Raw genomic sequence first — 19,135 nt, 5'->3', positions numbered from 1 at the left:
ATCTCGGTCAGTGCGTGAAATCTCTCAGGTGTCATCGCAAGTCCTCGTGATGGCCGCCCTGCATGAGCAAGTCGCGCAGGTTGCGGCGTGCGCGCGCGAGCAAGCTTTCCAGCGCCTCGATGCTGATGCCCATCAGCGCGGCGGCCTCGCCATTGGGCAACTCCTGGTAGTACTGCAGCACCAGCGCCTCGCGCTGGCGCGGGGCAGCTTGGCCAGCGCCGCGCCCACGCGCGCGCCTTGCGCCGCTGCATCCAGCCCGTCCTCGGGCCCCGCCCCGGACGCCGCTGGTTCCGGCAAGGAATCCATGGCCTGCTCATGCGTGCCGCGCAAGCGGTCGTAGCAAAGGTTCAGCGCCACCCGATGCAGCCAGGTGTCAAAGCGCGCCCGGCCGGGTTGCCAGCGCGCGGCCTGCTTCCACAAGCGCATGAAGACTTCCTGCGCCACGTCTTCCGCTTCGCCGCGGTCTCCCAGCATGCGCGTGGCCAGCGCCAGCACGCGCGGCAGCTTGCGCGAGACCATCTCGCGCACCGCGGCTGCGTCATGCTTGCCGACCCGCGCCAGCAGCGCATCGTCCGGATCTGTGTCGCTCAATGGGTGTGGTTCCGCGTTGCCGGTTCATCCTTCTCGCACGCCGCGCCCGCCCCCGGGGCAGGCGCGGCTTCCCCGTCAGTAGACAAAAACCGGCGCGCGAGAGTGATAGTAGGCGGGCCGGGCCGGCACGATCACGCAGCCAGACAACGTGACGGCGACCAGCGCCGCGATCAGAAGGCTTTTCATCGATTTCCCCTTGCTGTGGTTACTGCCATCGCGCTTGACCCATGTCATGCCGGTCACGGCGCCCAATGCCCTTCGACCCAGCGCCATTGCGGGCCGCGCGCCACCCAGTGCCCCGACACCCAGCGGTAGCCCGCCCGGGCAGGCCGCCAATGGCCGCGCAGCCAGACGTAGGCGCCATTGCGCCATTGCCAGTGGCCCGGATCCCAGACGTAGCCGCCGCGCGCGGGCGGCAGGACCTCCTGGCGCATCGGCGGGGGCGCCGAGGGCGCGATCACGATGGTTTGCGCGAATGCCGGCGCCAGCGCGAACGCCGCCGTCATGGCAACGCCCAGGCAGGCCAGGCTAGATGAGAGGGCAATTGACCTGCGCATGAGAACCTCCAGTCCACAATCCACAGCCTGGCGCCGCTTCGCGCGCAGGCTTGTCATGTCTGTCATGTCTCTTAAACGCAGGCGGGCGGAAAAACCGTCGCGGAAAAGCGTAAGTTTTGATTACAGCGGGGACGCGCGGCTCACGCCACCACGTCGACGCCTTCCATCACCCATTGGCGAAAGGTCTGCAGCGCCGGCAGATGCTGTTTCTGCTCGGGATAGCAAAGGTAATAGCCCTTCTTGCTCAGCACCCGCGCCGGATGCGCCACCACCAGCACGCCGGTGGCAAGCTCCTCCTCGATCAGGCAGCGCGGGATCAGCGCGATGCCGAGCCCCGACATCGCCGCCTGGGTCAGCAGCGAGAACTGGTCGAAGCGTGCGCCGCTCCACGCCTTGCGGGTCGCCACGCCAAGCTCGGCGAACCAGTCGGGCCAGGCTTCGGGCACGGTGGTGTGGTGCAGCAGCGAGAAGCGCAGCAGCCCCGACGGCGCGCGCGCCATGCCTTCGGGCTCCCCTGCCAGCAGGGCCGGGCGGCATACGGGCAGGACTTCGCGGCCGGTCATGTAGTCGGCCAGGCTGCCAGGCCACATGCCGTCGCCGAAGCGGATGGCGGCATCGAGGTCGGGCTGGGAAAAGTCGTAGCCCTGCGCGTGCGGCACGAATTCAAGGCTGACGTCGGGATGCTTCTCGAAGAACTGCGGCAAGCGCGGAATCAGCCACTTGGCGCCCAGCGTGGGCATGCTGGCGATGTGCAGGGTGCCACCCCGGCCTTGCTTGGCGATCAGCTCCACCGTGGCGGCCTCGATCTCGGTCAGGCTGGGGCGGATGCGGTCCAGGTAGCGCTGGCCGGCATCGGTCAGCATCAGGCGCTGGCGCACGCGCTCGAACAGTTCCACGCCGAGGAAGGCCTCCAGGCTGCGCACCTGCTTGCTCACGGCACCCTGCGTGACGTGGAGCTCCCGCGCCGCGGTGGTGAAGCTGTTGTAGCGTGCGGCAGCCTCGAAAGCCTGCAATTCAGTCAGCGACGGACATAAGCGTCGCATAGATAACCCCTTACTTCACTACCAAACGGAATGATCGCACGATTTTATTTCGTTTGCGGTGTGACTGCACGAACAAGCAGAATCAGGGAAGCCTTTCCTTTCCCCGCTTTCATCGCTGTAGTTGCTTTCATCGCGTCAATCCCTTTCCTCATCTCCTCCCTCCATTCAGGAACCGAACCATGCAACGCCGTAACATGCTCCGCCTCCTTGCCGCCGCCACGGGTGCCGCCGCCGCCGGCCTGTCGCTGTCGGCCGCTGCCCAGGGCACGTACCCGACCAAGCCGATCTCGCTGGTCGTGCCGTTCCCGGCAGGTGGCACCACCGACATCGTGGCGCGCATCGTGGCCGACAAGCTCGGCCAGCAACTGGGCCAGACCGTGGTGGTGGACAACCGCGGCGGCGCCGGCGGCAGCATCGGTACCGGTTACCTGGCCAAGGCCGCGCCGGACGGCTACACCCTGGGCATCGCCACCGCTTCCACGCACGGCATCAACCCGGCCGTGTACCCGCGCCTGTCGTATGACGCCACCAAGGACTTCACCACCATCACCAACCTGGCTTCGGTGCCTAACGTGATGAGCATCAACCCGGCGGTGAAGGCCAACGACATGAAGGCCTTCATCGCGCTGGCCAAGGCCCAGCCGAACAAGATGGCCTACGGCTCGGCCGGCAACGGCAGCGTCTCGCACATGATGGGCGAGCTGTTCAAGATGAGCAGCAAGACCGAACTGCTGCACGTGCCGTACAAGGGCGTGGGCCCGGCGCTGAACGATGCGCTGGCCAACCAGGTGCAAGTGCTGTTCGACAACCTGCCGTCCTCGCTGCCGTTCATCGAAGGCGGCAAGCTGCGCGCCCTGGCCGTGGCCTCGCCCAAGCGCGTGCCGGCCCTGCCCAATGTGCCGACGTTTGCCGAGCTCGGCCTGCCCGAAGTCAACGACGCCGCCTGGTTCGGCCTGATCGCGCCGGCCAACCTGCCTGCCGACGTGCAAGCCAAGCTGCACGACGCCACCGTCAAGGTACTGGCACTGCCCGAAGTAAAGGCTAAGCTGGAGAAGCTGGGCGCGGTGCCGGTTGGCAACACGCCGGCGCAGTTCGCCGCGCAGATCAAGACCGAAGTGGCGAAGAACAAGCGCATCGCCGCCGCAGCCAAGATCACCCTGGATTAAACGACGCACATCATGACGGAAGCAGACCGAAAGACCGGGTTCAGCCCTTACCTCCTGCAACTGCCGCAAGGCGAGAGCAGCCCGCTCTTTCTCGATTCGCCGCATAGCGCCACCAGCTACCCGGCCGATTTCCGGCCGGCGGCCGGCTTGCCCCTGTCGCTGCTGCGCCAGGCCGAAGACACGTTCGTCGACGAGTTGTACGCCGACGCTCCCGCACGCGGCATTGCGCTGCTGTGCGCGGGCTTCCCGCGCAGCTACCTCGACGCCAACCGCGGCATCGAGGAGATCGACGAAGCCGTGCTCGACGCGCCCTGGCCCGGCCCGCGCCAGGAAACCTCCAAGACCCGTCTTGGCAAGGGCCTGGTGTGGCGCGTGCTGGATACCGGCGAGGCCATCTACGACCGCAAGCTGAGCGTGGCCGAGGTGCAGGCGCGCATTGCGCAGTACTACCTGCCCTACTACGCGCAACTGCAGAAGCTGGCCGATCAGGCCGTCGCCACGCACGGCAGCGCCTGGCACATCAACTGCCACTCGATGCCCAGCGAGGCGGCGCAGTACGCCACCGAGCATCCCGGGCTGCAGCATCCGGACTTCGTGGTGGGCGACCGCGACGGCACCACCTGCGACACGCGCTTCACGGACCGCGTGGAAGGCGTGCTCAAGGACATGGGCTACGACGTCTGGCGCAACCACCCCTACAAGGGCGTGGAAATCGTGCGTGTGGTGGGCCAGCCGGCGCAAAAGCGCCACAGCCTGCAGCTCGAGATCAACCGCAAGCTGTACATGGACGAAGTCGGCCTGGTGCACAACGCGGGCTTCGGCAAGCTGAAGGCCGACCTCAACGCGCTGCTGGACGACCTCAAGGTCTTCGTCAAGACCATCTGAGCGATTCAGCGTTTTCGAGTTTGAAGGCGCTGAAAACCGGGAGGCCCGCCGCGCAACGCGTGGCAGGCCTCACTGGCACCCCACTCCTATCTCACACCTCGCGCCGCCATCCCCGGGCGGCCCGTGCAGCCGGGCAGAACGCTGCACTCTGCTGCACATCCCGCATGCTTTCACTTCGGGCAGAACCCTAAAGTCGGGAGATTTCGGAACTTTGCTGCATGGGTTTCCTCTATCATGGCAGACCTTTGCCAACCCCTTATGCTCCAAAGCAAGACGATCCCGTGATCCGACGAATCTCTGACCTCCTCAGCAGCCGGCTGTGTGCGCTCGCTGCTGCAGTGGCAGGTGCGATCGCCCTGGTGGGCTGCGCCGATACCCCGCTCAACGATCGCGACGCCGTGGTGACCCCCGGCATCGCCACCCCGGCCGCCCAGGCAGCCGCTGCCAACTCCGCATCCACCCGCCCCGCGCCGACCCCGCCCGCCACCGCCGCACCGCCTACCAAGACCGTGACCCTGCCCGCGCAAGGCCGCGTGAGCCTGGCCGAGTACCGTGCGCAGATGCGCGAGCAACTGATGCAGACCGAGAATGCCAGCGCGGATGTGGCCGATTGCGCCGCGCACGCCAGCTGGGTGGTGCCCCGCTCGGCCACCTACGACGCATTGAAGATCCCCACCGGCGCGCTCGGCGCCGGCCAGGCTACCGTGGAGCCATGGGACGGCCGCTTCTCGCAAGGCAAGCAAGCGGTGCCCGTCAGCTCCGTGGTGACATTTTCCGCGACCGCCCACAAGCGCCGCGCCGAAGCCCAGTGGGAACCGGTCAAGGTACGCTGCGGCTATGCCGATGGCATGATGCTGGCCTATGAATTGCTCGATGGCAGCGGCACCGTCATCAGCGAGCCGGCGGCAGCGCCCGCGGTGCGCAGCAGCAGTACGCGGCAGGCCACCAGCAGCAAGGGCCACAAAGGCAGCAAGGCCAGCAAGTCCAGCTCGGGCAAGGCCACCAAGTCGACCTCGTCCAAGTCGAGCAGCAGCAAATCGACCGCCAAGAGCAGCACCAAGACCACGGGCAAGTCCACCACCAAGAAGGCGCACTAAGACCTGGCCAGGCGCCTGCGGCCCCAAAGGGGCCGCCCAGCTTGCTGACAAAGCCGGCTCTGAGTTGTCGTGCTCCCCTCTCCCGCGCGCGGGAGAGGGGCTGGGGAGAGGGCGGGCGCTGGTTATGCCTGCGTGCTGGAAACAACCACGGGCTTCGCTTCAAGTGGCTCCTAGCTAAGCCACCCCTCTCCCCGGCCCTCTCCCCCTGAGGGGAGAGGGAGAGACAGCCGTCGTCATGGTGCGGGGCTTTGGCCCGTTCGGCGGCTTCGGCTAATGCTTCAGGTTTGTCAGCAGTCTGCGCCCTGCACCAGGCCGCCCAAGCGGGCGGCCTGGTGCAGGTCACGCGTCCTTAGCCCAGTTGCGCCAGCACCGCCTGCAGCATCGCCGCGCCCAGCAAGGCGCTGCGCGCGCCGTTCCAGCCCACCACCGGATCGGGCTGGTCGGCGTTGTCCTTGAACGGCATCTCCAGCGTCAGCGACAGGCAGCCAAAGGTATGGCCGATGTACTTCGAGGCCAGCTTGAGCGCGTCCTGGTTGTACTTGCTGGCAGCGTAGCCGTGCACGTCCTGGAAGTCCGGCGTCGCGCGCTTGAACGCATCGATGAAGCGAAGCTGTTCGGCTTTCTGCGCCGCGGTAAAACCGGGCAGCATCTCGCTGCCCGCGACGAAGTTATAGGGCAGGCCCTCGTCGCCATGGATGTCGAAGAACATGTCGCAGCCGGTGGCCTCGATGGCCCGGCGCACGTGATACACTTCCGGGCTGGTCTGCTCGCTGGGGGCCATCCATTCGCGGTTGAGGTTGGCGCCGGCCGCATTGGTGCGCAGGTTGCCGCGCGCCGAGCCATCGGGATTCATGTTCGGCACGATATGGAACACGGCGCGCTCCAGCAGGCAGCGCGCCACCGGGTCGCCGGCCCACATGCCGGTGCCCGTCAGGCGCTGCAGCACGCCCTCGCAGAACCACTCCGCCATGGTCTCGCCGGGATGCTGGCGCGCGATCATCCAGATGGTCTTCTTGCCGTCGCCGGGCGTGCCGACCGTGATCGCGGTCATGTCGCGTCCGTCTACCGTGCTGCCCAGGTGCGACAGCCGCGCCAGCGGCGAACGCTGGCAGGTGGCCAGCAGCGACAGGTGGCGGTCTTCGGAGTACGGCTCGAAGTAGGCCAGCCAGACGCTGTCGTGCTCGGGCGTGAAGGCCACCGTCATGGTGCTGCCATCGAAGCTGGTCGGCACGCGGAACCAGTGCGCGCGGTCATAGGAGGCCACGGCCTGGTAGCCGCGCCAGCCGTCGGGGTAGGTACAGTCGCCGGCATTGAGGAACTGCAGGCGGCAAGACTGGCCACCCGCGCCCTGCAGGCGGAAATGGAACCACTGGCGGAACTCGGCGTGCGAGTCGGCGCGGATGCGCAGGCGGATGTCGCTAGCTTGCGCAAGCGATTCGACTTCGATGGCGCCCGCGTCGAAACTGGCGGAAATATGCAGGGCTGAACTCATGGTATTGCGTCTCGGAGGGTGCGTGCCGGGAAGCCTGTGGGCCATCCCTGGCGCTGGGTTCGGGGGCGATAGGCCGTAGCCGCAGCGTGTGTCAGTCTTCCAAGCGGCGGCGGAAGACCCAGCGGGCATCGTCGGAAGCCGCGGCGTCAAAGGCGTAGCCGTGCTCGGCAAAGCGCTTGAGCTTGGCCGGCTCGGTGATGCGATGCGTCACCGCGTAGCGGGCCATGAAGCCGCGCGCCCGCTTGGCATGGAACGAAATGATCTTGTAGCGGCCGCCCTTCCAGTCCTCGAACACCGGCGTGACAATCCTGGCGCCGAGCACCTTGGGACGCACCACCTTGAAATATTCCTCGGAGGCCAGGTTGACCAGGGTCGGGCTGCCTTCTGCCTTCTGTGCCTTGAAGTCATCGTTGAGCAACTGCGTGACGTCATCGCCCCAGAACGCATAGAGATCCTTGCCCGCCACGTTGTCCAGGCGCGTGCCCATCTCCAGCCGGTAGGGCTGCATCCAGTCGAGCGGGCGCAGCACGCCGTACAGGCCGGACAGGATGCGCACATGTTTTTGCGCGAAGCCAAGCTCGTCGGCCGACAGGCTGGACGCGTCGAACCCCTCGTACACATCGCCATTGAAGGCGAGCACGGCCTGCTTGCTGTTGGCCGCGGTGAACGCCGGCGACCAGTCGCCATAGCGGGTGGCATTGAGTACCGCGAGCTTATCCGAGATGTCCATCAGCGCCCCGATATCCTGCGGCGCGAGCTTGCGCAACCGCTCGATCAACACCGCCGAGCGGTCGATAAAACGGGGCAGCGTATGGGTCTTCAGACGCGCGGGCGTCTCGTAGTCGAGCGACTTGGCAGGGGACAGGACGATGAGCATGGCAAAATCGCGGCAAACACAAAGGCCAGATTGTAACGAATGCACCCCGACTCCACCGCAGTACCCGTCGATTCCCCGCCGCCACCGCAGGCCATTCCCGGCCCCGGCCCCGTTCCCGGCCTGCTGGCGCCGCGGGTCGTGCTCGACTCCAACATCTGGGTCGACCTGCTGGTCTTTGTGGATCCGCATGTCGAGCCCATCCGGGCCGCGCTGGATGCCGGCGCCATTGCCGCGGTGATCCGCGCCGATTGCCGCGAGGAGCTGCGCCGAGTGCTCGCTTATCCGCAATTTGCCCACTTTGGCGTCGATATTCCTGCCGCCATGGCCACGGTCGACCGATTGACCACCGCCATCGCCATCCCGGACGAAGCCGACACGCTGGCCGCCCGCCTGCCGCGCTGCCGCGACACGGACGACCAGAAGTTCATCGAGCTGGCGCACTTTGCCCAGGCCGCCTGCCTGGTCTCCAAGGACAAGGCCGTGCTCAAGCTCAAGGGCCGCCTGCGCCGCCAGAGTGGCGTGGAAATCATGCTGCCCCAGGCCTTCGCCAGCTGGCTGGCAGCGCGTGAGGAGGCCACGGCGCAGGCGCCGGCCGATCCCCGCTAGAATGCCAGCATCGTTTTCCGCCCATCCCGACCGCCTAGCCTGACGCAGCTTCCCATGCCCACGAACCTCTCCGCCCAGCCCGGCACCCTTGCTCCCTTCACGCCGCCGATTTCGCGCCTGCCCAAGGTCGGCACCACCATCTTCACCGTGATGTCGGCGCTGGCCGCCGAGCGCAATGCCGTCAACCTCGGCCAGGGCTTCCCGGATTTCGACTGCGACCCGAAGATCGTCGATGCCGTCACGCATGCGATGCGCTCGGGCCTGAACCAATACCCGCCGATGGCGGGCGTGCCCAAGCTGCGCCAGGCCATCGCCGACAAGATCGGCAAGCTGTACGGCCATGCCTACGACTGGGACAGCGAGATCACGGTCACGGCCGGCGCGACGCAAGGCATCCTGACCACCATCCTGTGCGCCGTGCACCCGGGCGATGAAGTGATCGTGCTGGAACCCTGCTACGACAGCTACATCCCCGCGATCGAGCTGGCCGGCGGCAAGGTGGTGTCGGTGGCGCTGGACGCGCCGCACTTCCGCATCCCCTTCGACCGGCTCGCCGCCGCCATCACGCCGCGCACGCGGATGCTGCTGATCAACACGCCGCACAACCCCACCGGCACCATCTGGCGCGCCGGCGACATGGACCGCCTGGCCGACTTGCTGGCAGGCACCGACATCCTGTTGCTGTCCGACGAGGTGTACGAGCACATGGTGTTCGACGGCCAGCCGCACCAGTCGGTGTCGCGTCACCCTGAGCTGGCACGCCGCAGCTTCGTGGTGTCGAGCTTCGGCAAGACCTATCACGTGACCGGCTGGAAGGTGGGCTATGTGGCCGCGCCGGCCGCGCTCTCGGCCGAATTCCGCAAGGTGCACCAGTTCAATGTGTTCACGGTGAACACGCCCGTGCAGCATGGGCTGGCCGACTACATGGCGGATCCGGCGCCCTACCTGGACCTGGCGGCCTTCTACCAGGCCAAGCGCGACTTCTTCCGCAGCGGGCTGGCCACCACGCGCTTCAAGCTGCTGCCGTCGGACGGCACCTACTTCCAGTGCGTGGACTACTCCGCCATCTCGGACATGAGCGAGGCGGATTTCTCGATGTGGCTGACGCGCGAGATCGGCGTGGCCGCGATTCCCGTCTCGGCCTTCTACTCGCAGCCGCGCGAGTCGGGCGTGGTGCGCTTTTGCTTTGCCAAGAGGGAAGAGACGCTGGCGCTGGCGCTGGAGCGGTTGAAAGCGCTGTAAGCGCCTCGGGGCCTGGGTTCGGCGCTGGTTATTTGAGCCATATCGGTCCTGCGAGCGCCCGCCCTCTCCCCGGTTGCTCTCCCACTGCGTGGGAGAGGGAGCAAACCGAGCGATCCGCAAGCGCGCAGCCTCACTCTCTCGCAGGCTTAGCTCCCCTCTCCCGCTTGCGGGAGAGGGGTTGGGGAGAGGGCGGGCGCTGAACGGAGCCACTACCACCCAAACCCCGCTAACCCATCAAGGCAAAACGCCCGCGGATCGCGGGCGTTTTGCCTGGTGCAATCCCTGGCTTACTTGCTGCCGCTCAGCATCAGCTCGGTATTCACCTTGCGATCCGCGTTCATCTTCTGCACGGTGGGCCGCTCACCCATCCGCTTCAGGTACTCCTTGACTGGCAAGTCAGCCAGCATGTCCGTACCGTAGATGATCTTGGTGCACGACGAGATCAGCGGGAAGTGCACTACGGCGGCGCAGTCCGCTAGCGTGAAGGTGTCGCCGGCCAGGTAGGGCGAGAACTTCGCCAGCTTGCCGAAGGCGGGGATATAGCGCTCCAGCAGCTTCTTCTGGCGTTCCTTGACGCCGTCGCTGACCTTGCCGCCGAAGAACGCTTCGGGGTAAAGCTCGCGCGCGGTCAGCTCCAGGTACAGCTCCAGGAATGTCACCAGTTCGCGCACCTTGGCAGCCTCGTAGGGGCTGGCCGGCAGCAGCGGCGCTTGCGGGTAGGTCGATTCGATGTACGCGTCCAGTACTTCGGACTCGCATAGCGGGCCGTGATCGGTGATCATGTAGGGCACCTTGCCCAGGGGCGAGGCTTCGAGATCGGTCTTGCCGATCCAGGCCAGTTCCTCCTCGAACGGCAGGTTCTTTTCCAGCAAGGCCAGCTTGACCTTGTTGTAGTAGTTGCTGGCGGCAAAACCACAGAGCTTCAGCATGTCGTCTCTCTCTCCTCGTTATTGCGTGATTGGCAATCCACCAGGTGGATCGCGATGGAATCAGGGGCTAAGGTGCCCTGCCCGCACATTGACAAGCAGGCATTGTGTGCCATGACAGACTCTGGCGGTCCGCGTTGGCCGATCAGCGCACGCCGCCTGCATCGCCCCACTGTCGCGGATGATGCAGAAAACGTACGATCGTGCTAATTTAACCACACTTCTCTGGACGCACTATGAGCACTTTCACCATTGACTCGCTGGGCATCGTCGGCACCGGTGCCATGGGCCGGGGCATTGCCCAGATCGCCGCGCAGGCCGGGCTGACCGTCAGCCTGTACGACACCAACCCGCAAGCCGTGGCGGCTGCCCGGCAATACCTGCAGGATACCTTCGCCAAGCTGGCCGAGAAGGGCAAGATGAGCGCCGAGGACAGCGCCGCCGCGCTGGCCCGCGTGCTGCCCTGCAATGCGCTGGAAGACCTGGCCGGCTGCGACATGGTGCTCGAAGCCATCGTCGAGAAGCTGGAAGTCAAGCGTGACCTGGTGGCCAAGCTCGAAGCCATCCTGCGTCCGGATGCCGTGATCGCCTCCAACACGTCGTCGCTGTCGATCACCGCGATCGCGGTCGGCGCAAAGCAGCCGGGCCGCATCGCCGGCTATCACTTCTTCAACCCGGTGCCGCTGATGAAGGTGGTCGAGGTGATCGACGGCCTGTCCGGCGACCCCGCCGTGGGAGACGCGCTGATGGCGCTGTCGCGCCGCCTGGGCCATACCCCGGTGCGCTGCAAGGACATGCCCGGTTTCATCGTCAACCATGCCGGCCGCGGCATGAACATCGAAGGCCTGAAGGTCGCGCAGGAAGGCGTGGCCGGGTTTGCCGACATCGACGCCATCATGCGCGAGCAGGCGGGTTTCCGCATGGGCCCCTTCGAGCTGATGGACCTGACCGGGCTGGACGTCTCGCACCCGGTGATGGAATCCATCTACAACCAGTTCTACCAGGAACCGCGCTACCGTCCGTCGCCCATCACCGCGATCCGCTCGGTGGGCGGGCTGATCGGCCGCAAGGCCGGCGCCGGTTTCTACCGCTACGTGGACGGCCAGAAGCAGCTGCCCGCCACCGCCGCCGTGCCCAGCGCGCGCCCGGCCAGCGTCTGGGTCAGCCTGAACGACGAACGCGGCCATGGCATGGCCGTCAAGCTGCTGCTCTCGCTGGGCATCACGCCCGAAGCCGGCAACCGGCCCTCGGACGACGCCCTGATCGTGGTGACGCCGCTGGGCCTGGACGCCACCACCTGTGCCCTGCATGAGGGCCTGGACCCCACCCGCGTGGTCGCCATCGACACGCTGCTGCCGTTCGAAGCCACCAAGCGCCGCACGCTGATGACCACGCCGGCCACGTCTGCCGCCATGCGCGAGGCCGCGCACGGCCTGTTCGGCAGCGACGGCGTCCCCGTGACCGTGATCCGCGACTCGGCCGGCTTCGTGGCCCAGCGCATCATCGGCTGCATCGTGAACATCGCCAGCGACATCGCGCAGCAGCGCATTGCCACGCCAGTGGACATCGACCTCGCCGTCAACCTCGGCCTGGGCTACCCCAAGGGCCCGCTGGCGCTGGGCGATGTCATCGGCCCGCACCTGGTGCTGACCGTGCTGCGCAACCTGGAGCGCCTGACCGGCGACATGCGCTACCGCCCCAGCCCGTGGCTGTGGCGCCGCGCCGGCCTAGGCCTGTCGCTGCTGGCCGAAGAGCAGTAAGAACCACGACCGCAGGCTTGTTTTGGGCCTGCGGTCGTTTTGTATCCGACACCGCATTTGCATCGTTGCATTCGCTCATCCGTACAGGCCACCATGACCGCACAGCTGCTCACCGAACGCGTCGACACCACCCTGGTGCTGACCATCTCGAACCCCGAAGCACGCAACGCGCTGCATCCGGACATCTACGCGGCCTCGCAGGAAGCGCTTGAGCTGGCCTCGCGCGACGACGAAATCCGCGCGGTGGTGATCACCGGCGCCAACGGCGTGTTCTGCGCCGGCGGCAACCTCAACCGCCTGCTCGGCAACCGCGCCAAGCCGCGCGAGGTGCAGGCCGAGAGCATCGAAGTCCTGAACCACTGGATTGAAACGCTGCACGCCTTCCCCAAGCCGATCATCGCGGCCGTGGAAGGCCCTGCTGCTGGCGCCGGCTTCTCGCTGGTGCTCGCCTGCGACTTCGTGTTGGCCGCCAGCGACGCCAAGTTCGTGATGGCCTACGTCAACGTTGGCCTGACGCCTGACGGCGGCGGCTCGTACGAGCTGGCCCGCGCGCTGCCCCGCCAGCTCGCCTCCGAACTGATGATGGAAGGCAAGCCCGTGGATGCGGCGCGCCTGGCCCATTTCGGCCTGGTGAACCGCGTGGTGCCGCCCGGCCAGGCGCTTACCGAAGCGCTGCGCCTGGGCGAATCGCTGGCCGCGCGCTCGCCGCATGCCATGGGCCGCATCAAAGGCCTGATCAACCACGCCGCCACCGCCAGCCTGACCGAGCACCTGGCGCAAGAGCGCGACAGCTTCGTGGCCGCGCTGCATCACAAGGACGGCGGCGAAGGCATCAGCGCCTTCCTGGAAAAACGCAAGCCGAACTACCGCTGAGCCTTTGCGCCGGGTTCGCCCATGCGCGCACCCGGCCTCGCAATGCCACGCCACGCCAACGATGCCCGCGCAGACGGGCACAAAAGCACAAGCACCGGAGACTTGCATGGAACTGCCGCCCTCGCCCCGCCGCCGCGTCTACCTGATGCGCCATGGCGCGGTGACCTACTTCGACGAGACCGGGCGTCCGGCGCTGCCCGAACTGGTGCCGCTCAACGAGACCGGACGCGAGCAGGCCAGCGCGGCTGGCCGCGCCTTTGCTGCCGAGAACATCCGCTTTGACCGCATCATCGTCAGCGGCCTGCCGCGCACGGTGGAAACCGCCGAGCGCGTGCTGGCGGAACTGCCCGGCATGGCCGACGCCGCGATGGAAACCTGGCCCGAGCTGCAGGAAATCCGCGGCGGCAAGCTGCAAGGCATCAGTGACGACAAGCTGCGCGATGCGTTTATCGGCGCCTTTGAAGGCGAAGTGCCGGAAGACAAGCGCTTCCTCGATGGCGAAAGCGTGGGCGAATTCCTCGACCGCGTGCTGCCCGCGCTGCGCCGCCTGCGCGACGACCCGAACTGGGACACCGCCCTGCTGGTCCTGCATGGCGGCACCAACCGCGCCATCCTCTCTCACGCCATTACCTGCGGGCGCCGCGTGTTCTACGGCAGCCTGATGCAAACCGCCGGTTGCATCAACGTGCTGGACGTGGGCGACGAGCCGCTGGACTGGGTGGTACGCATGATGAATTACTCACCGCCCACACCGGTGCACAGCGGCACGCGCCACACCACCATGGAAGTGCTGCTGCATCAGTACCTGCGCTTTCGCGGCCTGCGCGGGCCGGCCAGCTAGCCACGCCGCAGACGGAAAAAAGACAGATTCGAATCTCGGAAAACCCGGAACATACCGAAAACACGGAGACAGCATGAGCACCAACGTTTCGAATTTCGAAGGCACCCGCGAGGTAGCCGAGCAGCAACGCTTCGACATGGCCGCGCTGGAAGCCTGGATGCGCGAGCATGTGGCCGGCTTTGCTGGTCCGCTCTCCATCGAGCAATTCAAGGGCGGCCAGTCCAACCCCACCTTCAAGCTGGTCACGCCGGGCCAGACCTACGTGATGCGCGCCAAGCCCGGCCCCAAGTCCAAGCTGCTGCCCTCGGCCCACGCCATCGAACGCGAATACCGCGTGATGGCCGCGCTGGCCGGCACCGACGTGCCGGTCGCCAGGATGTACGCCCTGTGCGAAGACGAAACCGTGATCGGCCGCGCCTTCTACATCATGGAATTCGTCGCCGGCCGCGTGCTGTGGGACCAGTCCCTGCCCGACATGACGCCGGCCGAGCGCGGCGCCATCTACGACGAGATGAACCGCGTCATCTCCGCGCTGCACACCGTCGACTACAAGGCCATCGGCCTGGGCGACTACGGCAAGCCGGGCAACTACTTCTCGCGCCAGATCGAGCGCTGGACCAAGCAGTACAAGCTGTCCGAGACCGAGAGCATCCCCGCCATGGACTCCCTGATGGCCTGGCTGCCCGAGCATATCCCGCAGGAAGACGCCGATCTCACGTCCATCGTGCATGGCGACTACCGGCTGGACAACCTCATGTTCCACCCCACCGAGCCGCGCGTGCTGGCCGTGCTCGACTGGGAACTGTCCACGCTCGGGCATCCGATGGCCGACTTCGGCTACCACTGCATGAGCTGGCACATTGCCCCAGGCCAGTTCCGCGGCATCGCCGGCCTGGACCATGCCGGGCTCGGCATCCCTGACGAGGCAAGCTACCGGCGCACCTACGAGCAACGCACCGGCCGGCCCATCACGGGCGACTGGAATTTCTACCTGGCCTTCAGCATGTTCCGCATTGCCGGCATCCTGCAGGGGATCATGAAGCGCGTGGTGGACGGGACGGCTTCGTCCGCGCAGGCCGCGGATGCCGGAAAGCGTGCCCGGCCGATGGCGGAAATGGGCTGGGAGTACGCAAGGAAGGCAAAGCAATAACAATCTGGCGCTTCGCCGGGATCATCAGGAAGCCTCTTCCCTCACACTGCGGGAAGAGGCTTTTTTACTGGGCAAGTTATCGTATCAGATGATGTGCCGCCTGGTTTTCTGCATCAAACCCATCGCTCCGCCCCCCAGGTTCGCCATCCGTCACGCCGAAAACCCTGCCAGGAAAATGCCCTGGACCCGCCCGGGACTTCCGGCTATGATCCAACAGATACGACAACATACAACTAATACAAATCTGGAGACAAAGCCGATGCCAAGCAACCGCCGCACCTTCCTGACCCAACTCTCGACCCTGGGCGCCACCGCCACGCTGGGCAGCCTCGGCGCAGCCGGCACCCTGCTCTCGTCCCCGGCCAAAGCCGCCGATTGGCCCACCCGCCCGATCCGGCTGGTCGTCCCTTACCCCGCTGGCGGCTCCTCCGACATCATCGCCCGCCTGATCAGCCGCCAGCTCGGCGAAGCCCTCGGCCAGCCCATCGTGGTAGATAACCGCCCGGGCGCCAACGGCAATATCGGCGCCGCCATGGTTGCGCAGGCCGGCACCGACAATCACACGCTGCTGCTGTGCGATGTCGGCGCGCTAGCCATCAGCCCTTCCGTCTATACCAAGCTCACCTTCGATCCGGGCAAGGACCTCAAGGGCGTTTCCATGCTGGCGTATTCGCCGCATTTGCTGGTAGTCCATCCCTCGGTGCAGGTCAGCAACCTCAAGGAGCTGGTGGATCTGTCCAAGCGCACCCAGCTCAACTTCGCCGTGACCGCCATCGGCAGCGCGCCGCACCTGGCTGGCGTGGCGGTGGCGCAAGCCACCGGCGCGAAATGGCAGTACGTGCCTTACAAAGGCGGCGCGCAGGCGGTCGCCGATACCGTAGGCGGCACGGCCCAGGTGCTGATGAACGGCATGCTGGCTACGCTGCCCCAGGTGCAGGCGGGCAAGCTGAAGGTGATCGCCGTTTCCAAGAAAACACGCATGCCGCTGGTGGGGCAAGTCCCGACCATTGCCGAGCAAGGCGTGCCGGGCTTCGAGTCTGGCACCTGGCAGGGCGTGATGGCGCCGGCCGGCATGCCCGATGCGCTGGTGGCGCGCATCAGCAGCGAGCTGATCCGCATCATCCGCTCGCCGGACGTGCGCGCGCAACTCGCCGGCCAGGGCGCGGAAGTGGTGACCATGACGCCGCCGGAAACCAACAAGTTCTTCGGCGCCGAGCGCGCACGCTGGGCGACCGTGGTGAAGCAGGCCGACATCCGGCTGGACTGAGCAGCGCGCCGGGTCTTGGCCAGTTCTTGCTTTTTTGATCGCGCTTAACCCCTTGCGCCAGGCTGCCTCGTTTCACTGACAGCGCCCTGCCGCCGGCATCGCCGGCGCGGCCCTTCAGGAGAAAAGAACATGCTTAAGCGCTTGGGAGCCTTGGCCATTGCCTTCGCGGTGGCCGCCTGCGGTGGTCATTCCACCACCGCCCCTACCCCGCCGGATTCGCCCGCGCGAGCCGACAACGCAGCACCGGCCACGCAGCCGGTCGCGCCGCCCCCGGTTGCCCCAGCCACCCCAATGCAAAGCGTGCCCGCGGCAAAGGCCCGCGACGCGGCGTCCCCCGCCAGGGAGGCGGCCGCCGGCGCCGTTGCGGATGCGCGCGCGCCCGCCATGCGCGCCCAGCCCGCGGCGCCCTTGGCGCTGATGGTTCGCCCCATGCCCTACCCGCAGCCGCAGCCCGGGCCAGACCGCGAGCGCTATGGCGCCATCGACGAGAACGGCGTGCAGCAGGTAGCCCAAGCTCCCGTCTCCACCTTCAGCATCGACGTCGACACCGGCAGCTACAGCAATGTGCGCCGCCTGCTCAACGCCGGCCGCCTGCCGCCGGCCGACGCGGTGCGCGTGGAGGAGATGATCAACTACTTTCCCTACGACTACGCGCAGCCGCGCGACGGCCGTCCCTTTGCCGTGCACGCCGACGCCGCGCCCGCGCCATGGCAAGCGCATAACGTGCTGCTGCGCATCGGCATCAAGGCGGCCGACGCGGCGCGCGACAGCCTGCCGGCGGCCAACCTGGTGTTCCTGGTCGATGTGTCGGGGTCGATGTATTCGCCCGACAAGCTGCCGCTGCTGAAGTCCTCGCTCAAGCTGCTGACCAACGCGCTGCGCGCGCAGGACCGCATCACGCTGGTGACCTACGCCAGCGGCACGCGCGTGGTGCTGCCGCCGACTTCGGGCAGCGACAAGGCCGCCATCTCGTCGGCCATCGACTCCCTGGTGGCAGGCGGCTCGACCGCCGGCGCGAGCGGCATCGCGCTGGCCTACCAGGCCGCGCAGCAGAGCTTTATCGCGGGCGGCATCAATCGCGTGTTGCTGGCAACCGATGGCGATTTCAATGTCGGCATCACCGACTTCCGCCAGCTCAAGGCCCTGGTCGCGGAGAAGCGCAAGTCGGGCGTTTCGCTGTCCACGCTGGGCTTTGGCACCGGCAACTACAACGACCAGCTGATGGAGCAGCTGGCCGACGCGGGCGACGGCGCCTACTCCTATATCGACAACCTGATGGAAGGCCAGAAGGTGCTGGTGGAAGAGTTCAGCTCCACGCTGGCCACGGTGGCGCGCGACGTCAAGATCCAGGTCGAGTTCAACCCCGCCACGGTCAAAGAGTACCGCCTGATCGGCTATGAGAACCGCGCGCTCAAGCGCGAGGACTTCAACAACGACCAGGTCGATGCCGGCGATATCGGCGCCGGCCACACCGTGACGGCGCTGTATGAGCTAACGCTGGCGGGCCAGCCAGGCCTGATCGACCCGTTGCGCTACCAGCCGGCCAGCCCCGCCGCCCGGCCGGACAACGGCATCGCCGGCGAGCTGGCCCACATCAAGTTGCGCTACAAGCTGCCGCAGGCGCAAACCAGCGAGCTGATCGACCTGCCGGTGCAGGCCACCTCGGTGCGGCCGCTGGCGCAGGCCGACGACGCTTTGCGTTTCGCCACGGCGGTAGCCGGCTTTGGCCAGCTGCTGCGCGGCGGCAATCACGTCGGCAGCTGGACCTACGCCGATGCGCGCACCCTGGCGCTAGGCGCGCGCGGCACCGACCGCTTCGGCTACCGCGGCGAATTCATCAGGCTGGTCGACCTGGCGCAGGCCTTGTCGACGCGCGCGCCGCTGGCGCAAGGCGGGGATGCCGGGGAGCCGCCACGCTGAGGCCACCATCCCCACCATCGGCCGGGCTGCTCGCGCGCAAGCGCCCGGCACGGACAGCCCCGCACAGCCGCGGGGGCTGTCATATACTCCCGCGCATGCATGCCTCCCCGCCTGGCGCCTCGCCATCCCAACCCGCTGCCGGACTGTCCGCGCTGCCGGACACCGACCTGATGCTGCTGGTCGCCAACGGCCTGATCGAGCAGCCGGTGGCCGAGCTGTTCCGCCGCCACAACGCGGCGCTGTACAACTACGTGGCCTGGCTATGCCAGGGCAACACCGGCGAGGCCGAGGACGTGACCCAGAAGACCTGGGTCAAGCTGATGACCCGCTGCGCAGACTACCAGCCCAGCGCGGCCCTGCGCACCTTCCTGTTCCAGATCGCGCGCAATACCTGGCTGGACCAGTTGCGCGGCGCCTACGAGCGCCAGCGCGACACGCTCGACGAGACGCACCTCGCCATGCCGGCGGACGACCTCAGCCCCGAGGCCGAGGCGCAGTTGCGGCAGAACCTGCAAGGCGTGCGGCAAGCGCTGCTGGCGCTGCCGGCGGCGCAGCGCGAGGTGATCGTGCTGCGTTTCTTCAGCGAGATGAGCGTGGAGGACATCGCCCTGACGCTGGGCGAGAAGTTCGAGACCATCAAGAGCCGGCTGCGCTACGCCTTTGCGCGACTGCGCGAGAGCCTGGCGGCCACGGCGTCGCAGGAGCGGCTGCCATGAGCGCGGACGAACGCTTCATCGCCGGCGAGGACAGGCTCGCGGCATTGCTGCGCGAGCTGCCCGCCTTTGTGCCGCCCGCCTCGCTGGAGGCCTCGGTGATGGCGGCGGCGCGTGCGGAGCAGGCAG

General features: G+C 67.0%; 18 protein-coding genes and 1 pseudogene. 12 read left to right on the top strand and 7 right to left on the bottom strand.

The genetic code is table 11. The annotated features are described in order from the left end of the window. Positions 1–31: 31 nt before the first annotated feature. From OMK73_RS35220 to gcvA, 4 genes and pseudogenes are all read right to left on the bottom strand, one after another. Positions 32–591 (bottom strand): annotated as a pseudogene (locus OMK73_RS35220) (RNA polymerase sigma factor). A gap of 75 nt (positions 592–666) precedes the next feature. Beyond that, entirely contained in the window at positions 667–825 is a 159-nt protein-coding gene (locus OMK73_RS35215) for a hypothetical protein (protein WP_267606661.1), read from the bottom strand. 5 nt (positions 826–830) lie between these two features. Beyond that, positions 831–1,148: a YXWGXW repeat-containing protein gene (locus OMK73_RS35210; RefSeq protein WP_267606056.1), complete on the bottom strand. Its 318-nt coding sequence runs from the start codon at positions 1,146–1,148 to the stop codon at positions 831–833. Between the two features lie 140 nt (positions 1,149–1,288). Next, on the bottom strand, positions 1,289–2,191 hold the full coding sequence (gene gcvA, locus OMK73_RS35205; RefSeq protein WP_267606055.1) for a transcriptional regulator GcvA: 903 nt from the start codon (positions 2,189–2,191) through the stop codon (positions 1,289–1,291). Positions 2,192–2,370: 179 nt separating this feature from the next. Here gcvA and OMK73_RS35200 point away from each other — a divergent pair, with 179 nt between their 5' ends. From OMK73_RS35200 to OMK73_RS35190, 3 genes are all read left to right on the top strand, one after another. Continuing rightward, positions 2,371–3,357 carry a tripartite tricarboxylate transporter substrate binding protein BugE gene (locus OMK73_RS35200; protein ID WP_267606054.1) on the top strand — a complete coding sequence of 329 codons (987 nt, stop codon included), beginning with the start codon at positions 2,371–2,373 and terminating at the stop codon, positions 3,355–3,357. Between the two features lie 12 nt (positions 3,358–3,369). Beyond that, a complete protein-coding gene (locus OMK73_RS35195) occupies positions 3,370–4,242 on the top strand; it encodes an N-formylglutamate amidohydrolase (RefSeq protein WP_267606053.1) in 873 nt (290 codons plus the stop codon). Between the two features lie 281 nt (positions 4,243–4,523). Beyond that, the gene (locus OMK73_RS35190) at positions 4,524–5,339 is read left to right on the top strand and encodes a BspC domain-containing protein (RefSeq protein WP_420715630.1); all 816 of its coding nucleotides are present in this window, start codon (positions 4,524–4,526) and stop codon (positions 5,337–5,339) included. A 349-nt stretch (positions 5,340–5,688) separates the two neighbouring features. Here OMK73_RS35190 and OMK73_RS35185 read toward each other — a convergent pair whose 3' ends face one another. Continuing rightward, positions 5,689–6,831, bottom strand: a complete 1,143-nt coding sequence (locus OMK73_RS35185; protein ID WP_267606052.1) for a M14 family metallopeptidase — start codon at positions 6,829–6,831, stop codon at positions 5,689–5,691. Between the two features lie 91 nt (positions 6,832–6,922). Next, positions 6,923–7,708, bottom strand: coding sequence for a peroxide stress protein YaaA (gene yaaA, locus OMK73_RS35180; protein WP_267606051.1), 786 nt, complete (start codon positions 7,706–7,708; stop codon positions 6,923–6,925). A 39-nt stretch (positions 7,709–7,747) separates the two neighbouring features. On the opposite strand from yaaA, the gene OMK73_RS35175 reads away from it, so the two are divergent. Continuing rightward, a complete protein-coding gene (locus OMK73_RS35175; protein ID WP_267606050.1) occupies positions 7,748–8,314 on the top strand; it encodes a putative toxin-antitoxin system toxin component, PIN family in 567 nt (188 codons plus the stop codon). 54 nt (positions 8,315–8,368) lie between these two features. Continuing rightward, entirely contained in the window at positions 8,369–9,556 is a 1,188-nt protein-coding gene (locus OMK73_RS35170; protein WP_267606049.1) for a pyridoxal phosphate-dependent aminotransferase, read from the top strand. Between the two features lie 287 nt (positions 9,557–9,843). Here the strand turns inward: OMK73_RS35170 and OMK73_RS35165 are convergent, their stop codons facing one another. Next, complete coding sequence (locus OMK73_RS35165; protein ID WP_267606048.1) at positions 9,844–10,485, bottom strand: glutathione S-transferase; 642 nt, start codon at positions 10,483–10,485, stop codon at positions 9,844–9,846. Positions 10,486–10,718: 233 nt separating this feature from the next. Here OMK73_RS35165 and OMK73_RS35160 point away from each other — a divergent pair, with 233 nt between their 5' ends. The 7 genes from OMK73_RS35160 to OMK73_RS35130 all read left to right on the top strand — a co-directional run bounded on the left by OMK73_RS35160 (position 10,719) and on the right by OMK73_RS35130 (position 19,009). Next, on the top strand, positions 10,719–12,242 hold the full coding sequence (locus OMK73_RS35160; protein WP_267606047.1) for a 3-hydroxyacyl-CoA dehydrogenase: 1,524 nt from the start codon (positions 10,719–10,721) through the stop codon (positions 12,240–12,242). Between the two features lie 93 nt (positions 12,243–12,335). Further along, the gene (locus OMK73_RS35155; protein ID WP_267606046.1) at positions 12,336–13,115 is read left to right on the top strand and encodes an oxepin-CoA hydrolase, alternative type; all 780 of its coding nucleotides are present in this window, start codon (positions 12,336–12,338) and stop codon (positions 13,113–13,115) included. A 106-nt stretch (positions 13,116–13,221) separates the two neighbouring features. Continuing rightward, on the top strand, positions 13,222–13,956 hold the full coding sequence (locus tag OMK73_RS35150) for a histidine phosphatase family protein (RefSeq protein WP_267606045.1): 735 nt from the start codon (positions 13,222–13,224) through the stop codon (positions 13,954–13,956). Positions 13,957–14,029: 73 nt separating this feature from the next. Then, positions 14,030–15,106, top strand: a complete 1,077-nt coding sequence (locus OMK73_RS35145; protein WP_267606044.1) for a phosphotransferase — start codon at positions 14,030–14,032, stop codon at positions 15,104–15,106. Positions 15,107–15,365: 259 nt separating this feature from the next. After that, positions 15,366–16,373 carry a Bug family tripartite tricarboxylate transporter substrate binding protein gene (locus OMK73_RS35140; RefSeq protein WP_267606043.1) on the top strand — a complete coding sequence of 336 codons (1,008 nt, stop codon included), beginning with the start codon at positions 15,366–15,368 and terminating at the stop codon, positions 16,371–16,373. Between the two features lie 129 nt (positions 16,374–16,502). Continuing rightward, complete coding sequence (locus OMK73_RS35135) at positions 16,503–18,293, top strand: vWA domain-containing protein (RefSeq protein WP_267606042.1); 1,791 nt, start codon at positions 16,503–16,505, stop codon at positions 18,291–18,293. Between the two features lie 95 nt (positions 18,294–18,388). Further along, on the top strand, positions 18,389–19,009 hold the full coding sequence (locus tag OMK73_RS35130; protein ID WP_267606041.1) for an RNA polymerase sigma factor: 621 nt from the start codon (positions 18,389–18,391) through the stop codon (positions 19,007–19,009). Positions 19,010–19,135: the final 126 nt, after the last annotated feature.

Source organism: Cupriavidus sp. D39, assembly GCF_026627925.1.
Classification (GTDB): domain Bacteria; phylum Pseudomonadota; class Gammaproteobacteria; order Burkholderiales; family Burkholderiaceae; genus Cupriavidus; species Cupriavidus ulmosensis.
Note: the sequence above shows the minus strand (reverse complement) of the source record. Positions and strands in the feature narration are given on the sequence as shown.